Origin of the sequence: Clostridium sp. MF28, from assembly GCF_002969175.1 — a bacterium.
Taxonomy (GTDB): domain Bacteria; phylum Bacillota; class Clostridia; order Clostridiales; family Clostridiaceae; genus Clostridium; species Clostridium beijerinckii.
Map to the genome: position 1 here is coordinate 3,696,568 of NZ_CP014331.1, position 23,551 is coordinate 3,720,118.

Consider the following 23,551-nt stretch of genomic DNA (forward strand, 5'->3'; position numbering starts at 1 on the left):
TATGTAAGTATACTTTTTTATACAGTATATAATTAATTTGCGTACTTATATATTTTTTTTATGTATGTATAATTAAATTTGTAAAGAGAGTAATAATGATTGCGCAATCCAGCATAAATAAAATTAAATTTTGAAAGGATGAATAAAATGAATTTTTTAGATTTAGCTAAAATTAGATATTCAGTAAGAAAATATGAGGATAAAATTGTTGAAAAGGAGAAATTGGATAAAATACTTGAGGCAGGAAGAGTAGCACCTACTGCTGCAAATTTTCAGCCTCAGAAACTTATAGTAGTTCAAAATAAGGAGAATTTAGAAAAACTTAAAACTGGAACAAATGCATATGGAGCACCACTTGTAATTATTGTTTGTTCAGATCATAGCCAATCATGGAAAAGATCTAATGATGGAAAAGATTCAGCAGATGTTGATGCTGGTATTGTGACAGATCATATGATGCTACAAGCTACTGAACTAGGACTTGGATCAGTATGTATAGGTATTTTTGACGCAAAGATAATAAAAGAGTGTTTTAATATTCCAGATAACATTGAACCTATTAATATTTTAGCAATAGGATATTCTGCTGTTGAAGCTGAATCCAAAGCTGCCTCACCTGATAGACATATTGAAACACGTAAATCTTTAAATGAGACAGTATTTTATGAAACACTTTAAATTAAATATAGTTTGAAATATTTGATTAAATTAGAGCTTTAGTGGATATTTATACCTTGATATTATAACGTAGAATATCAAGGTATTTTCTAATTGGGCATGATGTAAAGGAAATCGCTGATAAATGGATAATAAGAGTACTTTTTTTCTAAAGAAATTGTGAAAGCACTAAAAGAGTCTTAATATGTATATAGAGCGTTTGGGAGGTGAAAATTGATTGTTAATAATAAATAGTAATGAAGAAATTAAAAATATGATTAGTGATAATGAAATGGCGATTATATATTTTAGTAATAAGAGCTGTGGAGCTTGTGAAGTAATTAGGACTAAAGTTGAAAAAATATTAGAATCTTATCCTAAAGTAAAGAGCATTGAAATTGAGGGTGAAAAACAAATAGAATTTGCAGCGATAAATAATGTTTTTTCATTTCCACTATTGATACTTTATGTTAATGGAAATGAAACAATAAGAGTTGGAAGGAATGTTGATTTGCTAGAATTAGAAAAAAGTATTATGAGGTATTATAGTATGTTATTCTAGAAGATTAAGTTAATATATATGTTAAAAAATGATTCTTTAGGAGTAAGCAGCAGAAATGTGATATCATCTACTGCTTACTTTTTATTTGTTTTATATTCTATTACGATATGCTCGTGGTGTCATTTCAAATTGCTTCTTGAAGGCATTTTGAAAGTGACTTTGGCTTGAAAAACACAATAAATTACTAATCTCACCTATACTCTTATTTGAATATTTTAATAAATTTTCACTTTCCTTAAGCTTACAATCTTGAATATACTTGCCTAATGTCATTCCAAATTCACTTTTAAATTTATGTGAAAGATAAGAGCAGTTGAAATGAAGAGACTTAGCTATGTCAGAAACAGTAATATCTTTGTATATGTTTTCATTAACATACTTTGACACCTCATAGAATAGTTTATTTGTTTCTACAGGCATTTTAAAATTTGCTACGCGATTTGCATAGTCATAAGTTGCTTGAATTAGCAGTGAATCAACAGCGCTTACTTCACTTAAGTGTTCAACTTGTTGGAGGTAAACATCAGACAACTTATAAGCACTATTTGTAGGGAATCCTCCTCTGATTGCAGCACGTGTAATTAAAGATATACCAGTTATAAAATTATTTTTCTTATGTATCAAATAATTATTAGATGTTATTCCAGTATCATAATTATGATATGATAAATTTTTATAAAACGTATCTAATTTTTTTATATTACCTGCCTCAATATAGTCGTATAACTCTTTTTCAATTTCATAGTTGCTATTGACAGAATGATCTTCTACAGATGAAAAGAACTTTTCATAATATTTGGTGTTAATTTCGTTATGTAACATTGGATTTGAAATACTAATTATATCAGTTTTTGAGAACTGCGTATTATTTACTATGTAATTGATAAGTAAAAGGTCATCAATAAAAGCATCTAAATCTTGAGCGGGTATGTTGTAAAAGAAATTATTAAAGGATTCTTTTTTTGAATCTTCAATAAGAAAATCTTTTTGCATAATAAACAAATTATCTTTACTATAGGGCAATGGATTAATTGGACCAATTATAATAGTAATTTGACTATTTTTTACTTTAACACATCCATAAAAGGAGTAGATACTAGTTTGAATATAAGACACATCTCTATATATATTCCATAATCTTGATATGTATTCTGTTGTGGGGAATGTATCTTTTTCTTGATTTGGGAAATAGGTAATCAGTTCTTTAGTATTATTGTAAATATAAATTGGAATACGCATAGAATTATATAAATACTCACAAAGCTTTATAATATCGCCCATTCTAACCACCCCTTCATTAGTTGCAACAATTATACAAATAAGACAACTATAATGCAATACAAACATGTTTATCTAATTTAAAATAACAATAAGTATTTGCTTAGATTGTTAATTATTTATCTAAAGAATAATTATGTAATAAGTATACTATAAAACTAACTTTGAAAAAGATAGAAGGAGAAGAATTTAAATGTTTAAATGTGTGTTAAGCCCTCACAAAATCGGTAAATTAGAGTTACAAAATCGCTTTGTTATGCCAGGAATGGGAGTTAATGAAAATGGAACTGTAGATGAAGTTACTGTTGCATGGTATGCAGCACGTGCTAAGGGAGGATTTGGTTTAATTATTACTGAATTTTTTGCTGTTGATTCTCTAGGAAAAGCTGTTCCTGGGGAGATTGTTCTTGATAATGATGACATAATACCAATGTTATCTAAGTTGCCTGAAGAGGTTCATAATTATGGTACTAAGATATTTATGCAGATACATCATGCTGGGCGTGAAACAAATAGTTTAGTTATAAATGGACAACCGGTTTCTGCTTCTGCAATACCATGTCCTGTTAATCGTGAACTTCCAAGAGAATTAACAACTGAAGAGGTTTATGAACTTATAGAAAAATTTGGAGATACTGCTTTGAGAGCAAAGAAAGCTGGATTTGATGGTGTTGAAATTCATGCTGGACATGGATATTTACCAACTCAGTTTATGTCTGCTTATGTAAATAGACGTACAGATGAATTTGGTGGAGACATAACAGGCCGTGCTAAGTTTGGTGTTGATATTGTTAAAAATATAAAGAAAAAATGTGGAGATGATTTTCCAGTTTGCATGAGATTAAGTGGAGATGAACTTGTTGATAGCGGAAGAAGATTAAGTGAAACAGTTATTTTGGCAAAATTATTAGAAGCAGCAGGTGTTGATGCCTTTAATATTTCAACAGGTGTATATGCAACTCCTGAGTTTATGGTTGCTCCATATCCTGCAGATTTAGGATTTAATATTTCAGCAGCAGAGGCTATAAAAAAAGCAGTTAATATTCCTATTATTTCAGTTGGTAGACTTAATGATCCTATACTTATGGATACGGCTATAGAAGATGGACTTTGTGACTTTGTGGCATTAGGAAGAACAAGTATTGCAGATGCTGAATTCCCGAATAAAGTTAAAGAAGGAGTAATTGATGAGATTTCTCCATGTGTAGGATGCAATACACGTTGTCAAGGTAGTTCAGGATATGATCCTAGTAAATCAGGAATATCATGTGCATTTAATCCACTTTCAGGACATGAAACTACTATGAAAATTAAAAAATCAGATTCACCTAAAACTGTTGTAGTAGTAGGCGGCGGTGTTGGAGGATTAGAAACTGCATGGGTAGCAGCAGCTTGTGGACATAAAGTCACTTTACTAGAAAAATCAGATAAACTTGGTGGGCAGATTGTTTATGGATGTGTTCCTCCTAAGAAGGTAGAATTATCTCGTGCAGTAAAATATTACATTACTATGTGTAAAAAATATGGTGTAGATATTAAGATGAATTTTGAGGCAACTAAAGAAAATATCAAGACTTTTAATCCAGATGCGGTTGTTTTAGCTACAGGTGCAAAGCCAATACAACCTAATATTAAAAATGACGGCATTCCTGTTGTTCAAGCATTAGACATACTAGGTGGAAAAGTACAAGCTGGCAATCGTGTACTAGTAATTGGTGGAGGATTAGTAGGGTTAGAAACTGCTGAATTCTTAGCTTCACAATTAAGACAATCAACTGTAGTAGAAATGATGGATGAAGTTGGAAAAGAAATTGGACAGAGTGTAAAATTCTTCTTACTTAAGGCATTACAAGAAAATAATATAGAAATAATAACTGGAGCAAAAGTAGAGAAGTTTACAACTGATGGTGCAATTTGTTCTAAAAATAATGAAGAGATTAAATTAACTGGTTATGATATGGTGGTACTTGCTATGGGAACTAAATCTTATAACCCATTAGAAGAAGAGCTAAGAAATCAAGTAAAAGAACTGTATTTAATAGGGGATGCAGCACCTGGAAGAGCAAAGAGTATTGCTGCAGCTGTAGATGCTGGGGCACATGTGGCTTTAAACCTATAGAAGTATGATTTAAGTTACGTGGATCTTTAATAGAGGTTAAAGAAAAATAGTTCTATTGAATTATAGTAGGCAGCTTTATGTTAAAGTAAAGCTACCTACTAGTTAGTTAATCCCTTCTAGACATTTTTCAATGCTCTTTAAAGCTTTTTCTAATATTCTTCTAGGGCATGCAAAATTAATTCTTTGGAAATGTTCTCCTCCAGAACCAAAGATATAGCCATCATCCAATGCGATTTTAGCTTTTGTCTGCATCAATTGTTGAAGCTCTATATCTGTGAAGTCAAAATCATTAAAATCAAGCCATGCCAAATAAGTTCCCTCTGGCTTAATCAACTTTACTCTTGGAATTCGTTCTTTTAGAAATTTATCCATAAAATCAAGATTAGCTTGTAGATATATTATAAGCTGATCTAGCCATTCTTCTCCTTCATTGTATGCTGCTATTTGAGCAACAGATGCAAATGATCCTGGATCGATATCAATTGCTAATAGTTTATGGTTTAATTCTTTTCTTAATCTTTCATTTGGGACTATAATGTTAGAAAGTTGTAAACCTGCAAGATTGAATGTCTTTGAAGGTGATGACATACAATTGAGTTCATCTTAAACTCCTCAGAAATCTTACCGAATGGTGTGTGGCAATTGGGCTTGTAGATTAAATCTGAGTGAATTTCATCTGAAACTACCAATACATTATGTTTTAAACAAATTTCACCTAAGCGTTGTAGCTCATCATCAGTCCATACACGTCCAACTGGATTATGTGGACTACATAAAATCATTAGCTTAGTTCTACTATCTTGAGCAATTCTTTCTAATTCTGAAAAATTCATTTCATATTTGCCGCCATTAAGTACCAATGGATTATCGGCAATGTGACAGCCATTGCTAGTAATAATATTAGTAAAAGGATAATATACAGGACTCTGAATTATTACTTTATCACCTGGATTACAAAATGTTTCTACTATAAAATTAAGTGCTGGTATTATTCCTGGAGTGAATAGTATCCATTCTTTTTGAATATTCCATCCATTCCTCTTTTTTTGCCATTTGACTGCAGCTTCTAAAAACTCATCACTTTTATGACCATAACCAAAAATGCCTTGCTGTGCTCTATCTGCTATTGCCTGAATAATCGGCTCAGCTGTTCTAAAATCCATGTCTGCGATCCACATTGGAATACAGCTCTCATCTCCAAAATTGTCTTTAAGGTGTTTTTTAGACCATTTTACAGAGTCTGTTTTTACTCTGTTAATTATTTCATCAAAGTTGTATTTTATCATAATATTTCATCCCTACCTATATTTAAATTATAATATAAAAACAAAAAATATTTATATATTATACTGTTTATAGTTTAGAATCTAAACAATTTTTTGTCAAGAGAGTTTTTAGTTATGTATTTTGAAATACCAATATTCTTTTTTATTATTCACTAGGTATATTTAATAATTCAGTATATTGTTTCATAACTTTATAAAATACATCAATTTCTTCGGTAGTAAAATTATTATGCAGTGTTTTATCAGCCCAAGTGAGTTCCTTAATATCATAAGCTTTATGTGCCTTACTTAGGAGTTCACCCCTGTCAGTAGCATATAAATGCACGTTTTTTGCGTTACCATCTTCTTTTTTTCGTATAATGAAATCACGTTTTTCTAGTTTTGAAATAATCTGTGATACGGCACCTTTAGTACGATTCCACTCCAATGCCACCTCAGTAACAGTAATTCCTGGATTCTCTTCAATGACAGTCAAAGTGTGTAATTCAACCATATTGATTATATCTCCAGTCCCATAATCACGAGCTGTTTTTATATAGTCACTATAAGTCATAACAAATTTATAAATAATATTTGCCTTTGCATCTAATTCATGATATTTAATATTTCTTTGGATTGCAATTTCAGTATCGTTCATTTTGCTCAAACCACCTTTCTTGTATAATTAACCCCAGAAGTTTATGTTCACTAGTTATAAGAGTCAGCGTTTTTATTACTGATAATTTGATACTGTCAATTAGATATAAATTACAGATATTAATAAAATATCTTAAAATTTGTTGTTCGAATGATGCCTTAGTAGCAGCCGCAGCCGCTGCCGCTGGAAAATATATTTTTCACTTCTGTTACTACAGCTAAGTATTTTAAAGATACTCATCTAATTTTGATGTCCAGTACACTAATCTTCTTAAAATATAAGTAATATTTTCTCCGTAATATTTTGTTATTCTGAATAAAATTTATTATAACATAAACTTTCAGTAACATAATATAAATAAAAAAAGTAGCATTTACTATATATGTTAGTTAAATAACATTGAAGTATTAAATACTATTTTAAAATATATATTATCCCGAATTAGTCATGAACTCAAATTCTATGGTTATTATTATAAAATTTTAAGATAAAATAAAAAAATATATTGACAGAAAAATATAATGACACTATAATTAGTTCATACCCGAACGAATGAATGAGGTGAGAATATGGAAAGGAAATGTGTTGTTGGAAAGTTGAATATAATTAATGAAGCTTCCAATAAATATTTGACAAAAAGAATAAAAGAAGAGCAATTAGATATATTACAAAATCATGCAATGCTATTTGAGATTTTACCAGAGGATGGTTCAATGTTACTTTTTAATGAAATAGCAAGCATATGGAAAATATCTAAATCATCTTTGTCTGACATAATAAATAAATATGAGAGTCGAAAATTAATAAATAAGTGTGTTTGTAATCAAGATAAGAGAAGTGTATATATTAATTTGACCAGTGAAGGTATTTATATAAAACAGAAGATTGAAATTATAGAAAAAGAATTTTTAGAAAAATTATTAAAACATTTCGAAGAAGAAGAAAAGAAAGCCTTTGAGGGGAATATAGACAAAGCTCTTAAAAATATAATAGAAGTGCTTTAAAGCATTTCTGGAATATGATTCGTACGCGTATGAATTATATAAGTGAAAGAAGGGAGTAAAATTATTAAGGAAGTAGTAGAAAATTTATTGGATAAAATTAGTTTAATTTATTAAAAAGAACAATAAGTTCTTAAGATTTTGCCATATAATCCGTACGCGTACGAAATATTATACAAAAGGATTTGTACTTGATACTAAATAAAATATAGAAATTATAATTAAGATTTTAAAATACTGAAATTTTGAGGAGGATTATATGCTAAATTCTATAAGAAAAAGATTAATTTTCAATTTTATTTTAACTGCAACAATAATAATTTTGATTTGTACATCTTTTTTCACATATCAAATGATAAATGGAATACAAAATCAAATGGAGGCAGATGGAATTATTCTTGCAAATAATATAAAAGTAAATATTGAGAAGGCAGGAATAAAAAATATAGATAAAATACAGGAAATAATAGATGTAATATATGATAATTCCGAGGGGGGATTATGGTATATAGGTTTATTATCAAGAGATAAAATACTTGTAGCAGGAACAGAAAAAGATTTTATTGGAGAAAATTTTGATTCACCAGAATTAGAGACTATACTTGGAGGGAAAATAAACGCGAGCATTTATGAGTGGAAAGGAACTAAAGCATATAATGTAGGAATACCAATCAAGGATGGGAATAATGTAGTTTATAGTCTTTCAATGGGAATATCTATTAATAACATGCAAAAAGTTATTAATACTACAATTATAAACAGTATAATTTATGCTATTGTAGTTCTGATATTAGCTGCTATTGTGGGGATATATATAGGAAAACGAATTGCTAAACCTATAGAAAGCATTAAGGAAACTATTGAAAAAATAGGTGAGGGAGATTTTACTGCTGAGTATCAAATTACAAGTAAAGATGAAATAGGAAGACTTGCCGCAGTTAGTAAAGAAACAACAGGAAATATTAGAGATCTTGTTAGAAAAATTAAGGTGATAGCAGAAAGTTTGAGTGATTTATCTAAAAATATTGAGAATGGTGGGGCTACAGTAGCATCAGCTAGTGAAGAGATTGCAGCTTCAGTAACAACTGTATCTCAGGAAGGAATAAAACAAACAGAGTCTTTAGAAGAGGCAATTAGATTATTAGAGAATTTTTCAGTAGATTTAAACAATGTTGAAAATCAATTAGACATGTTAACTGATGTAGGAAATACTATAAAAGAAGATACAAATAAAGGATCTGAAACTATAAATAAATTAGCCAAAACTATTGATGAAATGTTAAATTCATTTTTAATAGCAAAATCAAAAGTAGAGAATTTGGATAAAACTATATCACAAATTAATTCCATAGTTGATGTTATAAATGGTGTGGCAAATCAAACTAATCTTTTAGCTTTAAATGCATCTATTGAAGCAGCAAGAGCTGGGGATGCGGGAAAAGGATTTTCAGTTGTGGCAGAAGAAATACGAAAACTTGCAGAAGAAGTTTTAAATTCATCAAAAAGCATAACTCAATTAATAAATACTGTAACGAAAGAAACAAAAGATGTTTCTGACACGACAGAGTTTGTAACTAAAATAGCAGAAGAAAGCAGAAATGAAGTTTATAATGTTACAAATTCGCTTAAGGGAATTATCGAAAAAGTAAATGGGATTCCTAAAGAAATTAATAAAGTACGCTTAGTACTTAAGGGAACTATGAATGGCAGAGGTGAGATTTTGGAGACAATAGAAAATATAGCTTCAAAATCACAAGAAATTTCATCTCTTTCAGAAGAAGTAACAGCATCAACAGAAGAACAAGCAGCTATAACAAATGAATTAGCAATAACATCAAAGAAAATAGTTAATATATCAAATGCATTAGAAAATAATATTTCGAATTTTAAGGTGTGATTTTCTTAATGGGTTTAATAAATATAAATTAATTAATGGAGGGGATTTCTATGAGTGAAAGATATGATTTGGCCATAATAGGTAGTGGACCTGCAGGACTATCTGCAGCATTAAATGCCAAAATAAGAAAGAAAAAATTTATTATATTTGGAACAAAAGATCTAAGTACTAAATTGACAAAAGCCGAAAAAATAAATAATTATTTAGGCTTTTATGGTAAAAGTGGAGCGGAAATTAGGAATGAATTTGCGAAACATTTAGAATCTATGGATATAAGTATAACAGAAGAAAGGATAAATAATATTTATGCTATGGGAGATTACTTCGCATTAATGGCAAATGAAAAAGTATATGAAGCAACATCAATAATACTGGCGACTGGTGTTAATTTTGGAAAGCCATTTGAAGGTGAAGAAGAATTTTTAGGAAGAGGAGTTGGATATTGTGCGACATGTGATGCACCACTATATAAAAATAAAGTTGTTACTATAATAGCTTATAACAAGCATGAAGAAGCAGAAGTAAACTTTATAGGAACAATTGCATCAAAGGTATACTATATTCCAATGTATAAGGAAAAGGTAGAAGTTAATGAAGATATTGAAATAATCAACGATATACCTATAGCGATAGCTGGTGATAAAAAAGCTAGGAAACTTATACTTAAAAATATTGAGATTGAAACAGATGGAATTTTCATATTAAGAGATAGTATATCTCCAGGACAATTAGTTCCAGGATTAAAGATGGATGGAAATCATATTGAAGTTGACAGAAAAATGAAAACTAATTTAAAGGGATGTTTTGCTGCTGGAGATATAGTTGGATCCCCATATCAGTATATAAAAGCAGCTGGTGAAGGAAACATAGCAGCACTATCAGCAGTATCTTACATAGATGAAATTAATAAATAATAAATATAAGATTTAAGGAGAGAAGAAAATGATAAAGATATTAAAAGAAAATGAATTTAAAAGTGAAATAAAGGATGGAATAGTAGTTGTAGATTTTTATGCAGATTGGTGCGCTCCATGTAAAATGTTAGCACCTATATTTGAAGAATTAGCATCAGAAATGAAAGAAACAGTTAAATTTGTAAAGGTTAATGTAGACAATAGTACGAGTATTGCGAACGAATATAATATTACAAGCATACCGGCTTTAGTTATATTTAAAAATGGTGAAATGAAAGAAATATCAGTTGGATTTAGACCTAAGGAGAATATTAAAGTGCAAATAGAATCTTATTTACAAAAGTAAATATAAATATGTCTGTTAATATACGGAAAGCAAAAAAAATTTGAAAGGACAAAGTATAAATGAACACTAAAATTGTTAGATGTATATTATTACATATATTAAATCAATAAAAAATAATACAAAATTTAAGGAGAGAAAAACATGATAAAGATATTAAAAGAAAATGAATTTAAAAGTGAAATAAAGGATGGGTTAGTAGTTGTAGATTTTTATGCAGATTGGTGTGCTCCATGTAAAATGTTAGCACCTATATTTGAAGAATTGGCATTAGAAATGAAAGAGACAGTTAAATTTGTGAAAGTTAATGTAGACAATAATCAGAGTGTTGCGAACGAATATAATATTGCAAGCATACCATCTTTAGTTATATTTAAAAATGGTGAAATGAAAGATAAGCTAGTTGGATTTAGACCTAAAGAAGATATTAAAGCAGAGATAGAATCTTATTTACAATAATTTAAGAAAACTTATTAAGAAAACTTATTAATTAAATTTAATCAAAAAGAAAAATAGGTATTAATTGCATTAAGTGTAAGCTATATTACATCTTTCTTAACTATAAAGTGTTAGAATAATAATAAAATAATTGTTAAACATTTCTAAATAAGAGAATATTGCTGTTAAAGAGTTTAAATTTAATGAAAATGATATGAACCTAGTGGTTCAAGACTTAATTAAGGGGACACTTGTTTTTAAGATAAATTCAATTCTTATATGCTAAAAATATATAGTTTAAGTGTGTACGGAGTTAAGTCTTAGAACACTAATAATTATGTGTAAATTAAATATGTAAGGAGGTAACATTTAATGAAAATGATGAAAGCTATGCAAATTCAGGCTAAGGGTGAAAAGATGAAATTGGTAAAGGTTCCAGTTCCTCAGCCGAAAGAAGGACAAGTGCGGATTCGTGTGGAAGCATGCGGAGTGTGTAATGGGGATTCTAGGGCTATTGAAGGTGGGGCACCTGAGTATCCACGAATTCCAGGACATGAAGTGATTGGGATAGTTGAAGAACTTGGAGTAGGTTCAACTAAGTTTGAGATAGGACAACGAGTTGGTGTTGGATGGAATGGAGGACACAACCATGTTACAGGTCTTACAATAGATGGCGGTTACGCTGAATATATGCTTGTTTATGAAGAAGGTTTATCGAGTATTCCTAGTGACTTATCTTCACTAGAAGCAGCACCACTTATGTGTGCTGGTGAAACAACTTTCAGTGCGTTAAAAAATAGCAAAGCTAGGCTAGGTGATATTGTTGCAATTCAAGGTATTGGTGGTCTTGGGCACTTAGCAATTCAGTATGCAAAAAAAGCAGGTTTTCGTACTGTTGCCATCTCTCGTGGCAGCGATAAAGAGAAATTAGCTCGTCAACTTGGAGCATATTACTACATAGATTCTGAGAAAGAAGAACCATCTCAGGCATTACAGAGATTAGGTGGAGCAAAAGTAATTCTTGCTACAGCACCGAATGCTAAAGCTATTTCATCTCTAATTAATGGACTTGGTTCAGATGGTGAGTTAATTATTATAGCAGGATCAGAAGAACCATTAGAATTGTCAGCAATGGATTTTTTAAAAGGGCCTAATACTGTTAGAGGTTCCTTTACTGGACATGCAAAAGAAATCACAGAAGCGATTAGATTTAGCGTGTTAACTGACGTGAGGCCAATGATTGAAACTTTCCCGCTTGAACGTGCTAGTGAAGCATACGATAAGATGAAGTCAGCATCAACAAGATTTCGTGCTGTATTAAATATTTCTGAATGATTTTTTTGAATCCAATTTCTTTTACTTAAGAAAAGTAAAGCTCTTGATAATCTCAACAGAAATTATTAATAACATATTACTGCAAAAAGTGATTGTGCTATATTCTATCTACAGTTAAATAGGAAATAATAAATTAAATAGAAATTTAAGTTTGCTTTATAGAAAAGCAAGTAAGTTAAAATATGTAATGTACGAGGAGATATTTATATGGAAAATATGAAAAAATATGATTATATCATTATAGGTAGTGGACCTGTTGCATATAAAATGACAGCAGAGCTACGAAATTCAAATAAAAAAATCTTAGTTGTTGAAAGTGATACGTTTGGTGGAATTTGCCCTAATTATGGATGTGAGCCTAAAATATTCCTTGATGGAGCTATAAAGGCAGTATTAACAACTCGTCAACTTCTTAATAAAGGAATTTCCATACCAGCAAAAATTGACTGGAAACAATTAATGAAGAGAAAGAAAGAAATATTTTCAAGTTATCCTGAAAATGCTAAAAGAGGTTTCCAAAATAATAGTGCAGAAATAATACAAGGTACAGCAACTTTTATTGATGAACATATATTAGAAATTAACCAAGAGAAATATTATGGAGCAAAAATTATTATTGCTACAGGACAAAAACCAAATAAACTACCTATTAAGGGAAATGAGTACACATATAGCAGTAATGATGTACTTTCGATGGAAGATTTACCAAATCGTATTACTCTTATTGGTGCAGGATATGTAAGTATGGAATTGGCTACAATACTTAATGCAGCAGGTGCACATGTAGAAATTGTTGAATATGCAGAGAGACCACTAACAGCATTTTACTCAGAACATGTTAAGTATGTTGTAGATGAGATGAAGAAACAAGGAATTACATTCCACTTTAGTCAAATGGTTAGTGAAGTTATTAAAACAGATTCAGAATATATAGTTAAATCTAATCAAGGTTTGAGTATTAATACAGATTATGTTGTTGATGCAAGTGGACGTGTGCCTAATATAGAAGCATTAAATTTAGATAAAGTAGGAATTGTATATGATCGTACAGGAATACATGTAAATGAGTTTTTAGAAACAAATATTAAAGGAATTTATGCAGCTGGAGACGTGGCAAAAAAAGATCCTAAAGTAGCACCTAAATTGACTCCTATTGCACAATATGAAGGAGAATATCTAGGCGAAAATATAGAAAGCGACAAACCTGAACCTATTAAGTATCCGGTTATTGGTACTACGGCATTTACATTTCCACAAATCGCACAAGTTGGAATGGATGTAGAAGAAGCTCTAAAAGATTCAAATTATGAAATTATTAATTTTGATTTAACATTAGATTTCTTCTATACTGGAACAAATGATTACAATGCTAAGTTGACATTAATTTTTGACAAAAACCATAAGCTAGTAGGTGCGTCAGAAATTAGTCAAACAGCTGCTGAAGATATTAATAATTTTGTCAATGTAATTGGATTAGATGTTGAAGTAAATGCTTGGAAAAAAGATTTGTTGCCTACTTTTCCAGCTTTAGCTTATAAAGTACGAGACTTTATTTAATTATAGAATTAAGCTATAAATGTAAAAAATAATAAAAAAAGTGGTTGAAAACCACTTAAAAAAGAGCTCCCCAAAGGAGTTCTTTTTTTATTAAAATCGTAGTAAGTTTAGTGCATGAGGATGCCCCAATTACTCCAATATATAAAAAGTATCATTTCTCAGCCTTTGTCAAAAGGGCTTCAAGCTCAGATACAGTCACTGTTCGTCCTGAATCATATGGTGGTGCTTGATACGATCCATTTAAATTTGACATGAATTTCATTAAAGATTCGGGATCATTAAGGTAAGGAAATAGAAATGCTGGCGTCATCGGTTCAAATCTCCAGCTTTCTTTCAAAGAATCAAGTTCTATTGTGTCAAACCCAATGTTTCGAATCAATTCTGCTACCTGTAGCAACGCATCCCTGTCATCACTTGCAACAGGTAAGGCAGAACGTTCTGAATCCCCTTCGGGACGAATCAAAGACATAAACACACCGGAATTTAAGTTATTTAATCCTCTTACCCATCTTACGTCTGGATTTTTTTCCTGAATATATTGCGCAAAACTAACCTTATTGTTATCAATCTCCTGAACAGTTCCCGAATAATCATAATTTGAAATCAAGACGGAAATTTTATTTTTCAAGTCATTCATTGGAAGCTTATCAAAGTGTCGATAGGGTAATGCTATCATAACAATATCCGCTTTTTGAGCGACTTCTGTTGGTGTAGCAGCACATGCATTTTCTCCAAGTTCTGCCACTTTATCTTTCAATGTTTCTGGTTCTCTGGAATTTGACACAATTACCTGATAGCCTGCGTTCACAACTGCTTTTGCTTCTTCAAATCCCATATAACCTGTTCCGATAAATCCTACTATTTTATTTTTCATTTTTTCGCCTCCGTATTTTGGTTGATTTTCTTTAGAATATATTTTATACTAAGAATAAATTCTATACAAGTACGAAAAAATTTTTAACTTAGTACAAAGGAGTATACCATGGGACTTTATGAACAAATTAAGGACATAACTTATGAAGAATATATAGCTTTAGCGCATTCCGAAGTTGAATGTTCTACAGACAATCTGGTGCTCAATTCGCTTCAGCTTCTTAGTGGAAAATGGAGATTGATTGTAATATTTCAGCTCTCTCTAAAATCATCATTTCGATTTGGAGAACTGAAAAGAATGATCCCCGGAATAACAAATACTATGCTAACAACAATCTTACGGGAGTTAGAAGAATGCGGTATTGCATCTAGAAAACAATTTAATGAAATTCCTCCGCATGTAGAATATTCCCTTACTATTAAAGGAAAAGAATTGTTTCCTATTTTTTTTGAATTATTTAAATGGGGAGTGAAATATCTTTAGAAGATTATAATCAGGTCAAATTTGTGGACATTGTGCCCCTTTAGGGTATAACTTTTGAAAGTTGCAGAAACACATAGTTTGTTAAGCAGATTTTTTTATGTACAAAAACATAGCCTTGGTGCTGAATAAAAAATTTAAATATACTCAAGAATATCTTATAATTATGTTTCAATCGCTCCAAGAGAAAAATATATCAGCAAAATTATGAGTTACTAATAAATTTCATAGTTACTTGTTAATATACAGACTGCCATCTATAATAGTGTTACATTAGTTTGAATAAAGGAGGGTAAAATGTCGATATCAGTTTTTGGAACAATGTTAGTATATATGTTAGTTTGTTCTTTTACGCCCGGCCCTGGAAATATTCTGGCCCTAAACACGACTACTCAATTTGGATGGCAAAAAGGAAAACGACTAATTCTTGGCATTTGTGCAGGTTATGCCTGTGTGCAGTTTCTTTGTACCTTAGCGGTATATGGATTGAACGCTTATCTCATGCCAGTACTTGCAGTGATGAAATATATTGGAAGTATATATATGGTTTGGCTGGCAGTACATATTTTTTGGAGCAAGCCGATAAATGATAAGAAGGATGAACAAGCGTCCTTTCGAGAGGGGTTCTCTCTTCAATTTGTAAATGTTAAAATCTATTTTTACATTATGACTTTGTTGATGGTTTATTTTGTTCCACATATTAGCACTTTGCCCGGTTTGCTTTTTGCAGGTGTGGGAGTGGTCAGCGTTGGGGGTACAGCCTGTCTAACATGGGCATTTCTCGGAATTAAGATGCAGCACATTTACGAAAAACACTACAAACCTATCAATTTTATATTAAGCCTATTTTTGCTGTATTGTGCTTTGGATATTGCAATGGGGTGAATCTGATGTAGCAACATAAAATTGAAGAGGATATCAGATGTCCACTTGAATATGGTCTTGAAATTTTCGGTGGAAGGTGGAAATCACGAATCATATGCGTTTCGGATGGAAAAGGCATTTTACGATACAGTGCACTTCTAAAAGAAATGAGCAATATCACGGATTCAGTTCTGGCATCAACACTAAAGCAACTGATTGGAGATGATATTGTGCAGAGAAAGTCATTCGACGAGATTCCGTCTCGTGTGGAGTATTGTCTCACTAAGAAGGGAAATTTAGTGGTTCCTATTTTGCAGAGTATTTGCAGATGGTCTGGAGCAATCAGAAGGAAGATAATGAGAATACAATGAAGCAATGTAAAAAAATGTGATTATAAGTAAGGAAAGAGGTATTTTGCAATGACGATTATTTACACGGAGGAAAAAAAATTTACGCAAGAAGAAGTGCAGAAATTATTCTTGTCTGTTGGCTGGGTGTCAGGACATTATCCAAGTAGATTGTATAAAGCATTGATAAATTCTTCTACAGTATTAACAGCTTGGGATAAAGATAAAATGGTCGGGCTTGTACGAGTCTTGGATGACAGCGAAATGGTAGCATATATGCACTATGTTTTGGTAAATCCTGATTATCAAGGACAGAAAATTGCTGCAACAATGATTGAAATGGTTAAGGAAAAATATAAGGATTATCTATATCTTGAAATTATGCCAGAAGAGAGTAAAAATGCAGCTTTCTATGAGAAATTTGGATTCAATATTATGTCAGATGGCGTAGCAATGCAACTTTGCAATTTTAATAAGCAATGTTAACAAATACAGAAAAAGCACTACAACCGTAAAATTTGTAGTGCTTCTATATGTTATTAGGATTGAATTTATGTTCGTCTTTGGGTTCATAAATAAATATGTGTGTCAACATACAAAACATGGCGGTTCTAAATAGTATGATTTGTCTTACATTCATTTCCTATAAGAAATCTTAAAAGCAAAGAAAGCATAATATTTCTAACCAATATAAAAATAATCAAAAAAGGAGTTTTTAAAAGAGTAAAAAAGATCATCTTTATTGAATTGGATTTTTATGCTCTTTTTTGAATTTCAAATAAATAATTATACTGCATTCAATAAATAATGGCAGTAACAATACTTAAAAAATTCTTAAGTTTATGATGTTGCGTTTTACGGGTGGTCCTGACTTATACAGATCCAAGATGCATTGTTTTGATAAAAATTTTCTGCTATAAAAAATAAATAAGTAATCTAGAAATAATATAGGCAGATATAGCTGATTTGTTTTAAGCAGGTATTAATGTGATAAATTAAAGGATAAATGTATTCTGAATAAGGTTCTATAGAAATCTAAAGATAATGTATTTATAATTAAAATAGTATATATTACTTTGTTTTATATAGGTAGCAGTTTACTATATATAAGGACTAGCCCACCCTTTCAAAATATCTTCATATAAGATTAAATCATAGTCTTTAAATACGTTAAAAATCACCCTTTCAAGGCCACTGTTTTTCAGATATTCTGTTACCGTATCCACTGCAATTTCTGCAGCTTTCTCATTTGGAAAATGAAATTCTCCTGTTGATACACAGCAAAATGCAATAGACTTTAAGCCATTTGTATCAGCCATTTCCAGACAAGAACGGTAACATGAACGTAGCAATTGACAATCTCTTTCCGTCAAACTTCCTCGGATAATCGGTCCTACCGTATGTATTATATGCTTACAAGGCAAATTGTATCCTTTAGTTAGTTTCGCTGTCCCTGTTTCTTCCTCATGTCCTTGTATCCTCATCATACAGTTGCATTCTTCACGCAGCTGTATTCCGGCAGCAGAATGTATGGCATTGTCAATACATCCGTGGCATGGGACGAAACAACCCAGCATTTGCGAATTTGCCGCATTCACGATGGCATCCACCGCAAGCATTGTAATATCCCCCTGATAGACAGATATTTTATCTGCATATGGATTCTTACTTCCATACTGTTGGTTCACAGTTAAAATATCTGTTAATGTTATTATACCATTTTCGTGTGCTTCCTCTGCCAGAAATTCATCCTGTACTTTCATCACATTTTTCTCCATACGCCCCGGCATACGGATATTCATAAGAGAACGGAGCAACCGTCTCTTATCATTATAACTGTCATTTACCGCTACATCTTTATACTTTACGGAATCTTTTTTGAATTCATGTAACAGATAATCAAGTCTTTCCTCTTGTTTTTTATTCTGTACCATCTCACATCCTCCTTGTTTAATTTTTGAATATTCTCGATTACAGTATCTCGGAAGTCGGAGCATCATAATCGCACTTCTGACATTGCGTCAACACATAGTCATTGTCTTTCTTATGAAAAATGCCAGACCAGACACAGATACTCTGCAGGATTGGAACTACAGACTCCCCATTTTTCGTAAGACTGTACTCTACTCTGGGAGGGATCTCATCATATGACTTTCTGTGTACAATCTCATCCCGAATCAGTTCCTTTAAAGCCGAAGCTAGTACTGCATCCGTGATGTTCATCATTTCTTTCCTTATTTCACTGTAACGCAAGACTTTCTTTTCATTAAGCACACAGATAATCCTAGATTTCCATTTCCCGCCGAAAATTTCAAGACCGTATTCCAAAGGACAGCGGATATCCTTATCCAATTTTTTTTGATACATGTTTCCTCGCCTCCTACTTTGTCTGTAGTTATTATACGTAACTCTCTATACACTGACAAGTTACTATGAAATTTAATAGTAGCTAATTAATTTCTTAATATCTTGTTATTCAAAAGGTGATTTTCTATAATAAGTACCGTAAGTGAACAAAGTAAACAACAAAAAAATTCTGATGGAGGTATTTAGAATGTTAAATGAAAATGTAAAAAAGGTATTAAAAGAAAGCATGTGGGATCTAGCAACATGCAAAGACAATGAACCCAATGTTGTACCTGTTGCGTTCAAAGATGTAACAGAAGACGGTAAACTTATCATAGGAGATGTGTTTCTCGAGACTACTTTGAAAAACATCCAAGCCAATGCTGGGAAGATTGCTATTTCAGTGTACGACGCACAAAATCTTGAAGGTTATCAAATCAAGGGTAAAGCTGAATATGTGACAAAAGGTAACATTGTTGACACATTTAAGGCAATGGTAGAAAAAATGTTCAATGGCGCTGCAACAGCAAAGGGAGCGCTAATTATTACTCCAGAAAAGGTCATCGTTACAACACCTGGTTCTGAAAATAAGAAAGAATTGTAATTTCAGTAAAATTCAATATCGTGATTTTACATGAGACAGTTAGGTGTAGTGCCATAAAATGGCCTGCACCTTTTATGATAGGAGGATTTCATGTTTTTAAATAAAAAATCTTCGAGCGGAGCATCTTTTGATGCATTAACAAACATAGAAAAATTAAAAAAAGAATTAGAAAAAACAAATACGGTCATCATAGGAGCCGGAGCTGGTTTATCAACTTCAGCTGGATTTAATTATGGTGGTGAACGTTTCTATAAATATTTCAGTGATTTCGAGGAGAAATATGCTTTTCATGATATGTACTCTGGTATGTTTGTTCAGTATGAATCATTAGAAGATATATGGGCTTTCTGGAGAAGGAGCTGCTGGCTAAACCGATACATGTATCCACCAAAGCCCACTTATCACACACTTTTTGATATTGTAAAAGATAAAGACTACTTTGTGGTGACTACAAATATTGACCACTGTTTCCAAAAAAGCGGATTTCAAAAGGAGAGATTGTTTTATACACAGGGAGAATACGGCTTATGGCAGTGTTCTGTACCATGTCACCAAAAAACCTATGACAATAAAGAACAGGTAATTCAACTGCTGAAAGCTCAGGGATATGAAATAGGTGAAAATAATGAACTGGTTATTCCACCAAATATAATTCCTAAGATGAGTATTCCAACAGATATGATTCCTAGGTGCCCATTATGTGATAAACCGATGAATATGAATCTACGTAATGATTCTACTTTTGTTGAAGATGAAGGATGGCATAAAGCACAGAAACAGTATCAGAATTTCCTTGAAAAGCACAAAAATAATCCTATTCTATTTCTTGATTTGGGTATAGGATGGAATACCCCAGGCATTATTAAATATCCATTTTGGAATATGACTGCAAGTTGGCCTAATGCTGCATATGTCTGTATCAATAAAGGAGAGGCCATTGTTCCTAAGGAAATAGAAAGCAAATCTATCTGCATCGATGAAGATATCGGAACTATTTTAGAACAATTGAAATGAGGTGAACATTGTTGACAGATAAAAAACTGCTTAAAGGAAAAGCATATATTGATTTTGCCCGTTGCGTAGGATGTGGAGCATGTATTGAGAACTGTCCGACACATGCCATTTTTATGCAGCTCGGCTGGATAAGCAGTGTTGATCAAGAAAAATGCAGTGCCTGTGGTAACTGTGTCCAAATCTGCCACAAGAGTGCCCCATATATTATTGTATAGATAATTTATTGTTTCGATTTCTTAATATATACACTGGATTATTCCATAGAGTATGAAGCACCGTATTATTCACAAAAATTTTATGGTGTTTTGTATTGTAATCAAGACTTACGCAGAACTTAATAAGTATCAAAATAATATATAAGTATATATTACAATAATGGATAAAAAGTAAAGGTATAAAGGGAATACCTAGAGCAATAAGAGTTTTCAGTATTACATTTTTTATTCTAAGAGAGAATTATTAAAGGAATTAAAAGATGGAGTAAATGAGGAAATTAAGTATTGATGCAATAAAAAGAGAGGATATAATTATGATTAAGTATTTTGATAGAAATACAAAAAAATACGAAATTGAAAAAGTCGCGGGTGACAAGTATCTTAATTATATATATTCGTCGCCTATAGGAATGAGTTTATTAGAAATAATAATTAAAAAGAAATTTTTTTCAAAACTATATGGATATTTTTGTGATAGTAAGATAAGTAGAAAGAAAATTAATTCATTTATAAATGATTTTAAGATAGATTCTTCAATTTTTAAAAAGAAAGTAAGTGAGTTTGAATCCTTTAATGATTTTTTTACAAGAAAGTTAAAAACGGAATTTAGACCAATAGATTTGCAGGGGAAATCTTTAATCTCGCCAGGAGATGGAAAGTTGGCAGTTTATGAGAAGATTGATTTGAATAAAATGGTTCACATTAAAGGTTCTAGATATAGGATAAATGAACTAATTAATAATGAGAATATATCTAAAGAGTTTTTAGGTGGAACTTGTTTTATTTTAAGACTTTCTCCCACAGACTATCATAGATTTCATTTCATAGACAATGGGATATGTAGTGATAGCTTTAGAATACATGGAGATTACTATTCAGTAAATCCGATTGCATTAAGTAAGATTCCAGAGATTTTTTGTAGAAATGAAAGGCAATGGAGTATTTTTGTAACTGAAAATTTTGGACGTGTGCTATACATTGAGATCGGAGCAACTTGTGTTGGTTCAATAATTCAAACTTATGAACCTAATATATATGTTACTAAAGGAGATGAAAAGGGGTATTTCAAATTTGGAGGATCTACAATTATAATGCTGTTCCAAAAAGGCATGGTGAAGATAGATAGTGATATAATATATCAAACTAAGAAAGGCTTTGAAACTAAGGTGATTATGGGAGAAAAAGTTGGCTGTAAAATTTAGGGAGTTAATTATAATTCTATATCTGTACTAACACAGATATAGAATTTATTTGTTGATATAAAATTCACACTATAATAATATGAATACAAAGATGAAAGAATGCAATAAGATCAATAATTAAAAAGTTTTTTTTGAGTGAGTAACGTGGGTAAAGAAGAGGGAGTAATTGCAGTGATTGATAAGTTGCAGATTTATATTTTGTTTCAAATGACTTAATTGTGTCACAACAGTAAATAGAAAAGCATTAACTAGGATATCTACAACTACTGCTTTTGCTATCACTTATTTGTATATTGCTCGTAAGGAAATGGAATTATAATTTCTCCATCAACAATTTCATAAATCGTATTTTCAGTAGGATTTAAATTATTAACTAAGTTAATGCCAACATTGTAAAATACTTCTGCCATGATTTTTGAATCTTGAATAATAGTACCTGTCATAAACCCTTCATTAATTAAATCTTTTGCTTCAGGCAATCCATCAATTCCAACAACTGCTATATTTTTGGCTTTATCACCTTTGTTGTATCCATATTTTTGTAATGATTCAATTGCACCTATTGCCATAGCATCGTTATTTGATATTATTGCCTCAATACTTCCATTATGTTTAAGAAATAAATTAGCAATAGAATTTTTAGCCAATTCCTTTAACCAATTAGCATTTACTAAAGCAAGTTCCTGTGTTTCTATTCCTGAATCATTAATTGTTGAGATAGCATACTTTGTTCTATCTATTGCAGCAGGATTATTAATTTCACCGTGTAACAATATATACTGCAAGATGTTATCACCATTTTTATCTAGAGCTCTCTTATTAGTATTCCATAAATCAACAAGAATTTTCCCTTGTTGGGTACCTGCTTTCTTTGAATCTGGTATTATAAAAGCAACTTTGTTATAATCTTTAGAAACTTTTGATACTACTTGTTTGGGAATATCCAATAGAACTAATGGAATATTTTTTTCTTAATTTTTAAAATAAAATCTTTCACAAAGTTTTCATGTACATCAGTTAAATTCCCCAAAATTAAATCAGTATTACCGTTAAGAATGGAATCTAATGATTCATATTGTATGGCTATATTATTTTTTCCATCATAGAAAGTAAATTGAACTTTATCTTTATTTTCTTTTTGAATATCTTCAAGGCTTTGCTTAAGTTTTTGATGAAATAAATCATCAAAACTATAAAATAATACAGCTACTTGAACTGGTTTTCTTTGAAGGATTTGTGCATTAGTATATTTATTATTTTGAATGGTACATATTGATGTGAGCGTCAATATTATAATAATAAACATTAGTATTTTTCTTAACATTTTCATTGAAATTCTCCATTAACATTGTTTTTAAATAATAATATTAGATTATGTTTTAATATAAAATTTATTCAAAGTATTATTTGAAAATTCTGCATAATTCAAATCTTAAATAATCAAGTACTATATTGAGTATATTTCAATTAGTGGTATATACAATATATAGATATAATTTGATAAACAACATAATTATTTATATGCAAATGTATAAAAGATATTTTTCAGGACGATGAATATCAATTGTATTTATTAACATT

25 protein-coding genes and 1 pseudogene are annotated in these 23,551 nt (G+C 30.9%); 18 read left to right on the forward strand and 8 right to left on the reverse strand.

Annotated features, from left to right (window positions below; all coding sequences use genetic code 11):
• The first annotated feature begins 147 nt into the window (after positions 1-147).
• Both AXY43_RS16125 and AXY43_RS16130 read left to right on the forward strand, forming a co-directional pair.
• Entirely contained in the window at positions 148-678 is a 531-nt protein-coding gene (locus AXY43_RS16125; RefSeq protein WP_105411777.1) for a nitroreductase family protein, read from the forward strand.
• A 217-nt stretch (positions 679-895) separates the two neighbouring features.
• Entirely contained in the window at positions 896-1,219 is a 324-nt protein-coding gene (locus tag AXY43_RS16130; protein ID WP_105411778.1) for a thioredoxin family protein, read from the forward strand.
• Between the two features lie 90 nt (positions 1,220-1,309).
• Here the strand turns inward: AXY43_RS16130 and AXY43_RS16135 are convergent, their stop codons facing one another.
• Positions 1,310-2,500 carry an AraC family transcriptional regulator gene (locus AXY43_RS16135; RefSeq protein ID WP_181246082.1) on the reverse strand — a complete coding sequence of 397 codons (1,191 nt, stop codon included), beginning with the start codon at positions 2,498-2,500 and terminating at the stop codon, positions 1,310-1,312.
• 190 nt (positions 2,501-2,690) lie between these two features.
• On the opposite strand from AXY43_RS16135, the gene AXY43_RS16140 reads away from it, so the two are divergent.
• Entirely contained in the window at positions 2,691-4,616 is a 1,926-nt protein-coding gene (locus AXY43_RS16140) for an NAD(P)/FAD-dependent oxidoreductase (RefSeq protein ID WP_105411780.1), read from the forward strand.
• Between the two features lie 102 nt (positions 4,617-4,718).
• Here AXY43_RS16140 and AXY43_RS28655 read toward each other — a convergent pair whose 3' ends face one another.
• The 3 genes from AXY43_RS28655 to AXY43_RS16150 form a co-directional block, all read right to left on the reverse strand.
• Complete coding sequence (locus tag AXY43_RS28655) at positions 4,719-5,204, reverse strand: aminotransferase class I/II-fold pyridoxal phosphate-dependent enzyme (protein WP_347501306.1); 486 nt, start codon at positions 5,202-5,204, stop codon at positions 4,719-4,721.
• Positions 5,147-5,902 (reverse strand): MalY/PatB family protein, encoded by a 756-nt coding sequence (locus AXY43_RS28660; RefSeq protein ID WP_347501307.1) that lies wholly within the window; start codon positions 5,900-5,902, stop codon positions 5,147-5,149. Before AXY43_RS28660 ends, AXY43_RS28655 begins: the two co-directional genes overlap by 58 nt.
• A 145-nt stretch (positions 5,903-6,047) precedes the next feature.
• Positions 6,048-6,539: a MarR family winged helix-turn-helix transcriptional regulator gene (locus AXY43_RS16150; RefSeq protein ID WP_105411781.1), complete on the reverse strand. Its 492-nt coding sequence runs from the start codon at positions 6,537-6,539 to the stop codon at positions 6,048-6,050.
• Between the two features lie 569 nt (positions 6,540-7,108).
• Here AXY43_RS16150 and AXY43_RS16155 point away from each other — a divergent pair.
• From AXY43_RS16155 to AXY43_RS16185, 7 genes are all read left to right on the forward strand, one after another.
• Positions 7,109-7,543 (forward strand): MarR family transcriptional regulator, encoded by a 435-nt coding sequence (locus AXY43_RS16155; RefSeq protein ID WP_105411782.1) that lies wholly within the window; start codon positions 7,109-7,111, stop codon positions 7,541-7,543.
• Positions 7,544-7,799: 256 nt separating this feature from the next.
• Positions 7,800-9,437: a methyl-accepting chemotaxis protein gene (locus tag AXY43_RS16160; RefSeq protein WP_105411783.1), complete on the forward strand. Its 1,638-nt coding sequence runs from the start codon at positions 7,800-7,802 to the stop codon at positions 9,435-9,437.
• Between the two features lie 50 nt (positions 9,438-9,487).
• A complete protein-coding gene (locus AXY43_RS16165; protein WP_105411784.1) occupies positions 9,488-10,351 on the forward strand; it encodes an NAD(P)/FAD-dependent oxidoreductase in 864 nt (287 codons plus the stop codon).
• Between the two features lie 28 nt (positions 10,352-10,379).
• Positions 10,380-10,697 carry a thioredoxin gene (gene trxA, locus AXY43_RS16170; RefSeq protein ID WP_105411785.1) on the forward strand — a complete coding sequence of 106 codons (318 nt, stop codon included), beginning with the start codon at positions 10,380-10,382 and terminating at the stop codon, positions 10,695-10,697.
• A 141-nt stretch (positions 10,698-10,838) separates the two neighbouring features.
• Positions 10,839-11,153: a thioredoxin gene (gene trxA / locus AXY43_RS16175; RefSeq protein WP_105411786.1), complete on the forward strand. Its 315-nt coding sequence runs from the start codon at positions 10,839-10,841 to the stop codon at positions 11,151-11,153.
• A 351-nt stretch (positions 11,154-11,504) separates the two neighbouring features.
• The gene (locus AXY43_RS16180; protein ID WP_105411787.1) at positions 11,505-12,467 is read left to right on the forward strand and encodes a zinc-binding dehydrogenase; all 963 of its coding nucleotides are present in this window, start codon (positions 11,505-11,507) and stop codon (positions 12,465-12,467) included.
• 207 nt (positions 12,468-12,674) lie between these two features.
• The gene (locus AXY43_RS16185) at positions 12,675-14,024 is read left to right on the forward strand and encodes a dihydrolipoyl dehydrogenase family protein (protein ID WP_105411788.1); all 1,350 of its coding nucleotides are present in this window, start codon (positions 12,675-12,677) and stop codon (positions 14,022-14,024) included.
• 151 nt (positions 14,025-14,175) lie between these two features.
• On the opposite strand, the gene AXY43_RS16190 is transcribed toward AXY43_RS16185, so the two are convergent.
• Positions 14,176-14,940: an NADPH-dependent F420 reductase gene (locus AXY43_RS16190; RefSeq protein WP_278337358.1), complete on the reverse strand. Its 765-nt coding sequence runs from the start codon at positions 14,938-14,940 to the stop codon at positions 14,176-14,178.
• Between the two features lie 66 nt (positions 14,941-15,006).
• On the opposite strand from AXY43_RS16190, the gene AXY43_RS16195 reads away from it, so the two are divergent.
• The 4 genes from AXY43_RS16195 (at position 15,007) to AXY43_RS16210 (ending at position 17,075) form a co-directional block, all read left to right on the forward strand.
• Complete coding sequence (locus tag AXY43_RS16195; protein WP_105411790.1) at positions 15,007-15,381, forward strand: winged helix-turn-helix transcriptional regulator; 375 nt, start codon at positions 15,007-15,009, stop codon at positions 15,379-15,381.
• A gap of 294 nt (positions 15,382-15,675) precedes the next feature.
• Positions 15,676-16,263 (forward strand): LysE family transporter, encoded by a 588-nt coding sequence (locus AXY43_RS16200; protein WP_105411791.1) that lies wholly within the window; start codon positions 15,676-15,678, stop codon positions 16,261-16,263.
• A gap of 116 nt (positions 16,264-16,379) precedes the next feature.
• Positions 16,380-16,613 (forward strand): winged helix-turn-helix transcriptional regulator, encoded by a 234-nt coding sequence (locus tag AXY43_RS16205; RefSeq protein WP_242986170.1) that lies wholly within the window; start codon positions 16,380-16,382, stop codon positions 16,611-16,613.
• Positions 16,614-16,661: 48 nt separating this feature from the next.
• Positions 16,662-17,075, forward strand: coding sequence for a GNAT family N-acetyltransferase (locus AXY43_RS16210; protein ID WP_105411792.1), 414 nt, complete (start codon positions 16,662-16,664; stop codon positions 17,073-17,075).
• A 614-nt stretch (positions 17,076-17,689) separates the two neighbouring features.
• Here AXY43_RS16210 and AXY43_RS16215 read toward each other — a convergent pair.
• Both AXY43_RS16215 and AXY43_RS16220 read right to left on the reverse strand, forming a co-directional pair.
• Positions 17,690-18,523, reverse strand: a complete 834-nt coding sequence (locus AXY43_RS16215; RefSeq protein WP_105411793.1) for a protein-ADP-ribose hydrolase — start codon at positions 18,521-18,523, stop codon at positions 17,690-17,692.
• A 37-nt stretch (positions 18,524-18,560) separates the two neighbouring features.
• Positions 18,561-18,956, reverse strand: coding sequence for a winged helix-turn-helix transcriptional regulator (locus tag AXY43_RS16220; RefSeq protein WP_105411794.1), 396 nt, complete (start codon positions 18,954-18,956; stop codon positions 18,561-18,563).
• 172 nt (positions 18,957-19,128) lie between these two features.
• Between AXY43_RS16220 and AXY43_RS16225 the strand changes: the two genes are divergently transcribed.
• The 4 genes from AXY43_RS16225 (at position 19,129) to AXY43_RS16240 (ending at position 21,970) form a co-directional block, all read left to right on the forward strand.
• A complete protein-coding gene (locus AXY43_RS16225; RefSeq protein WP_242986169.1) occupies positions 19,129-19,539 on the forward strand; it encodes a pyridoxamine 5'-phosphate oxidase family protein in 411 nt (136 codons plus the stop codon).
• A gap of 90 nt (positions 19,540-19,629) precedes the next feature.
• Positions 19,630-20,553: an SIR2 family NAD-dependent protein deacylase gene (locus tag AXY43_RS16230; protein WP_105411796.1), complete on the forward strand. Its 924-nt coding sequence runs from the start codon at positions 19,630-19,632 to the stop codon at positions 20,551-20,553.
• An 11-nt stretch (positions 20,554-20,564) separates the two neighbouring features.
• Positions 20,565-20,768, forward strand: a complete 204-nt coding sequence (locus tag AXY43_RS16235; RefSeq protein ID WP_242986168.1) for a 4Fe-4S binding protein — start codon at positions 20,565-20,567, stop codon at positions 20,766-20,768.
• A 314-nt stretch (positions 20,769-21,082) separates the two neighbouring features.
• Positions 21,083-21,970: a phosphatidylserine decarboxylase gene (locus AXY43_RS16240; protein WP_105412514.1), complete on the forward strand. Its 888-nt coding sequence runs from the start codon at positions 21,083-21,085 to the stop codon at positions 21,968-21,970.
• A 278-nt stretch (positions 21,971-22,248) separates the two neighbouring features.
• Here AXY43_RS16240 and AXY43_RS16245 read toward each other — a convergent pair.
• Positions 22,249-23,300 (reverse strand): annotated as a pseudogene (locus AXY43_RS16245) (galactose ABC transporter substrate-binding protein).
• Between the last annotated feature and the right edge of the window lie 251 nt (positions 23,301-23,551).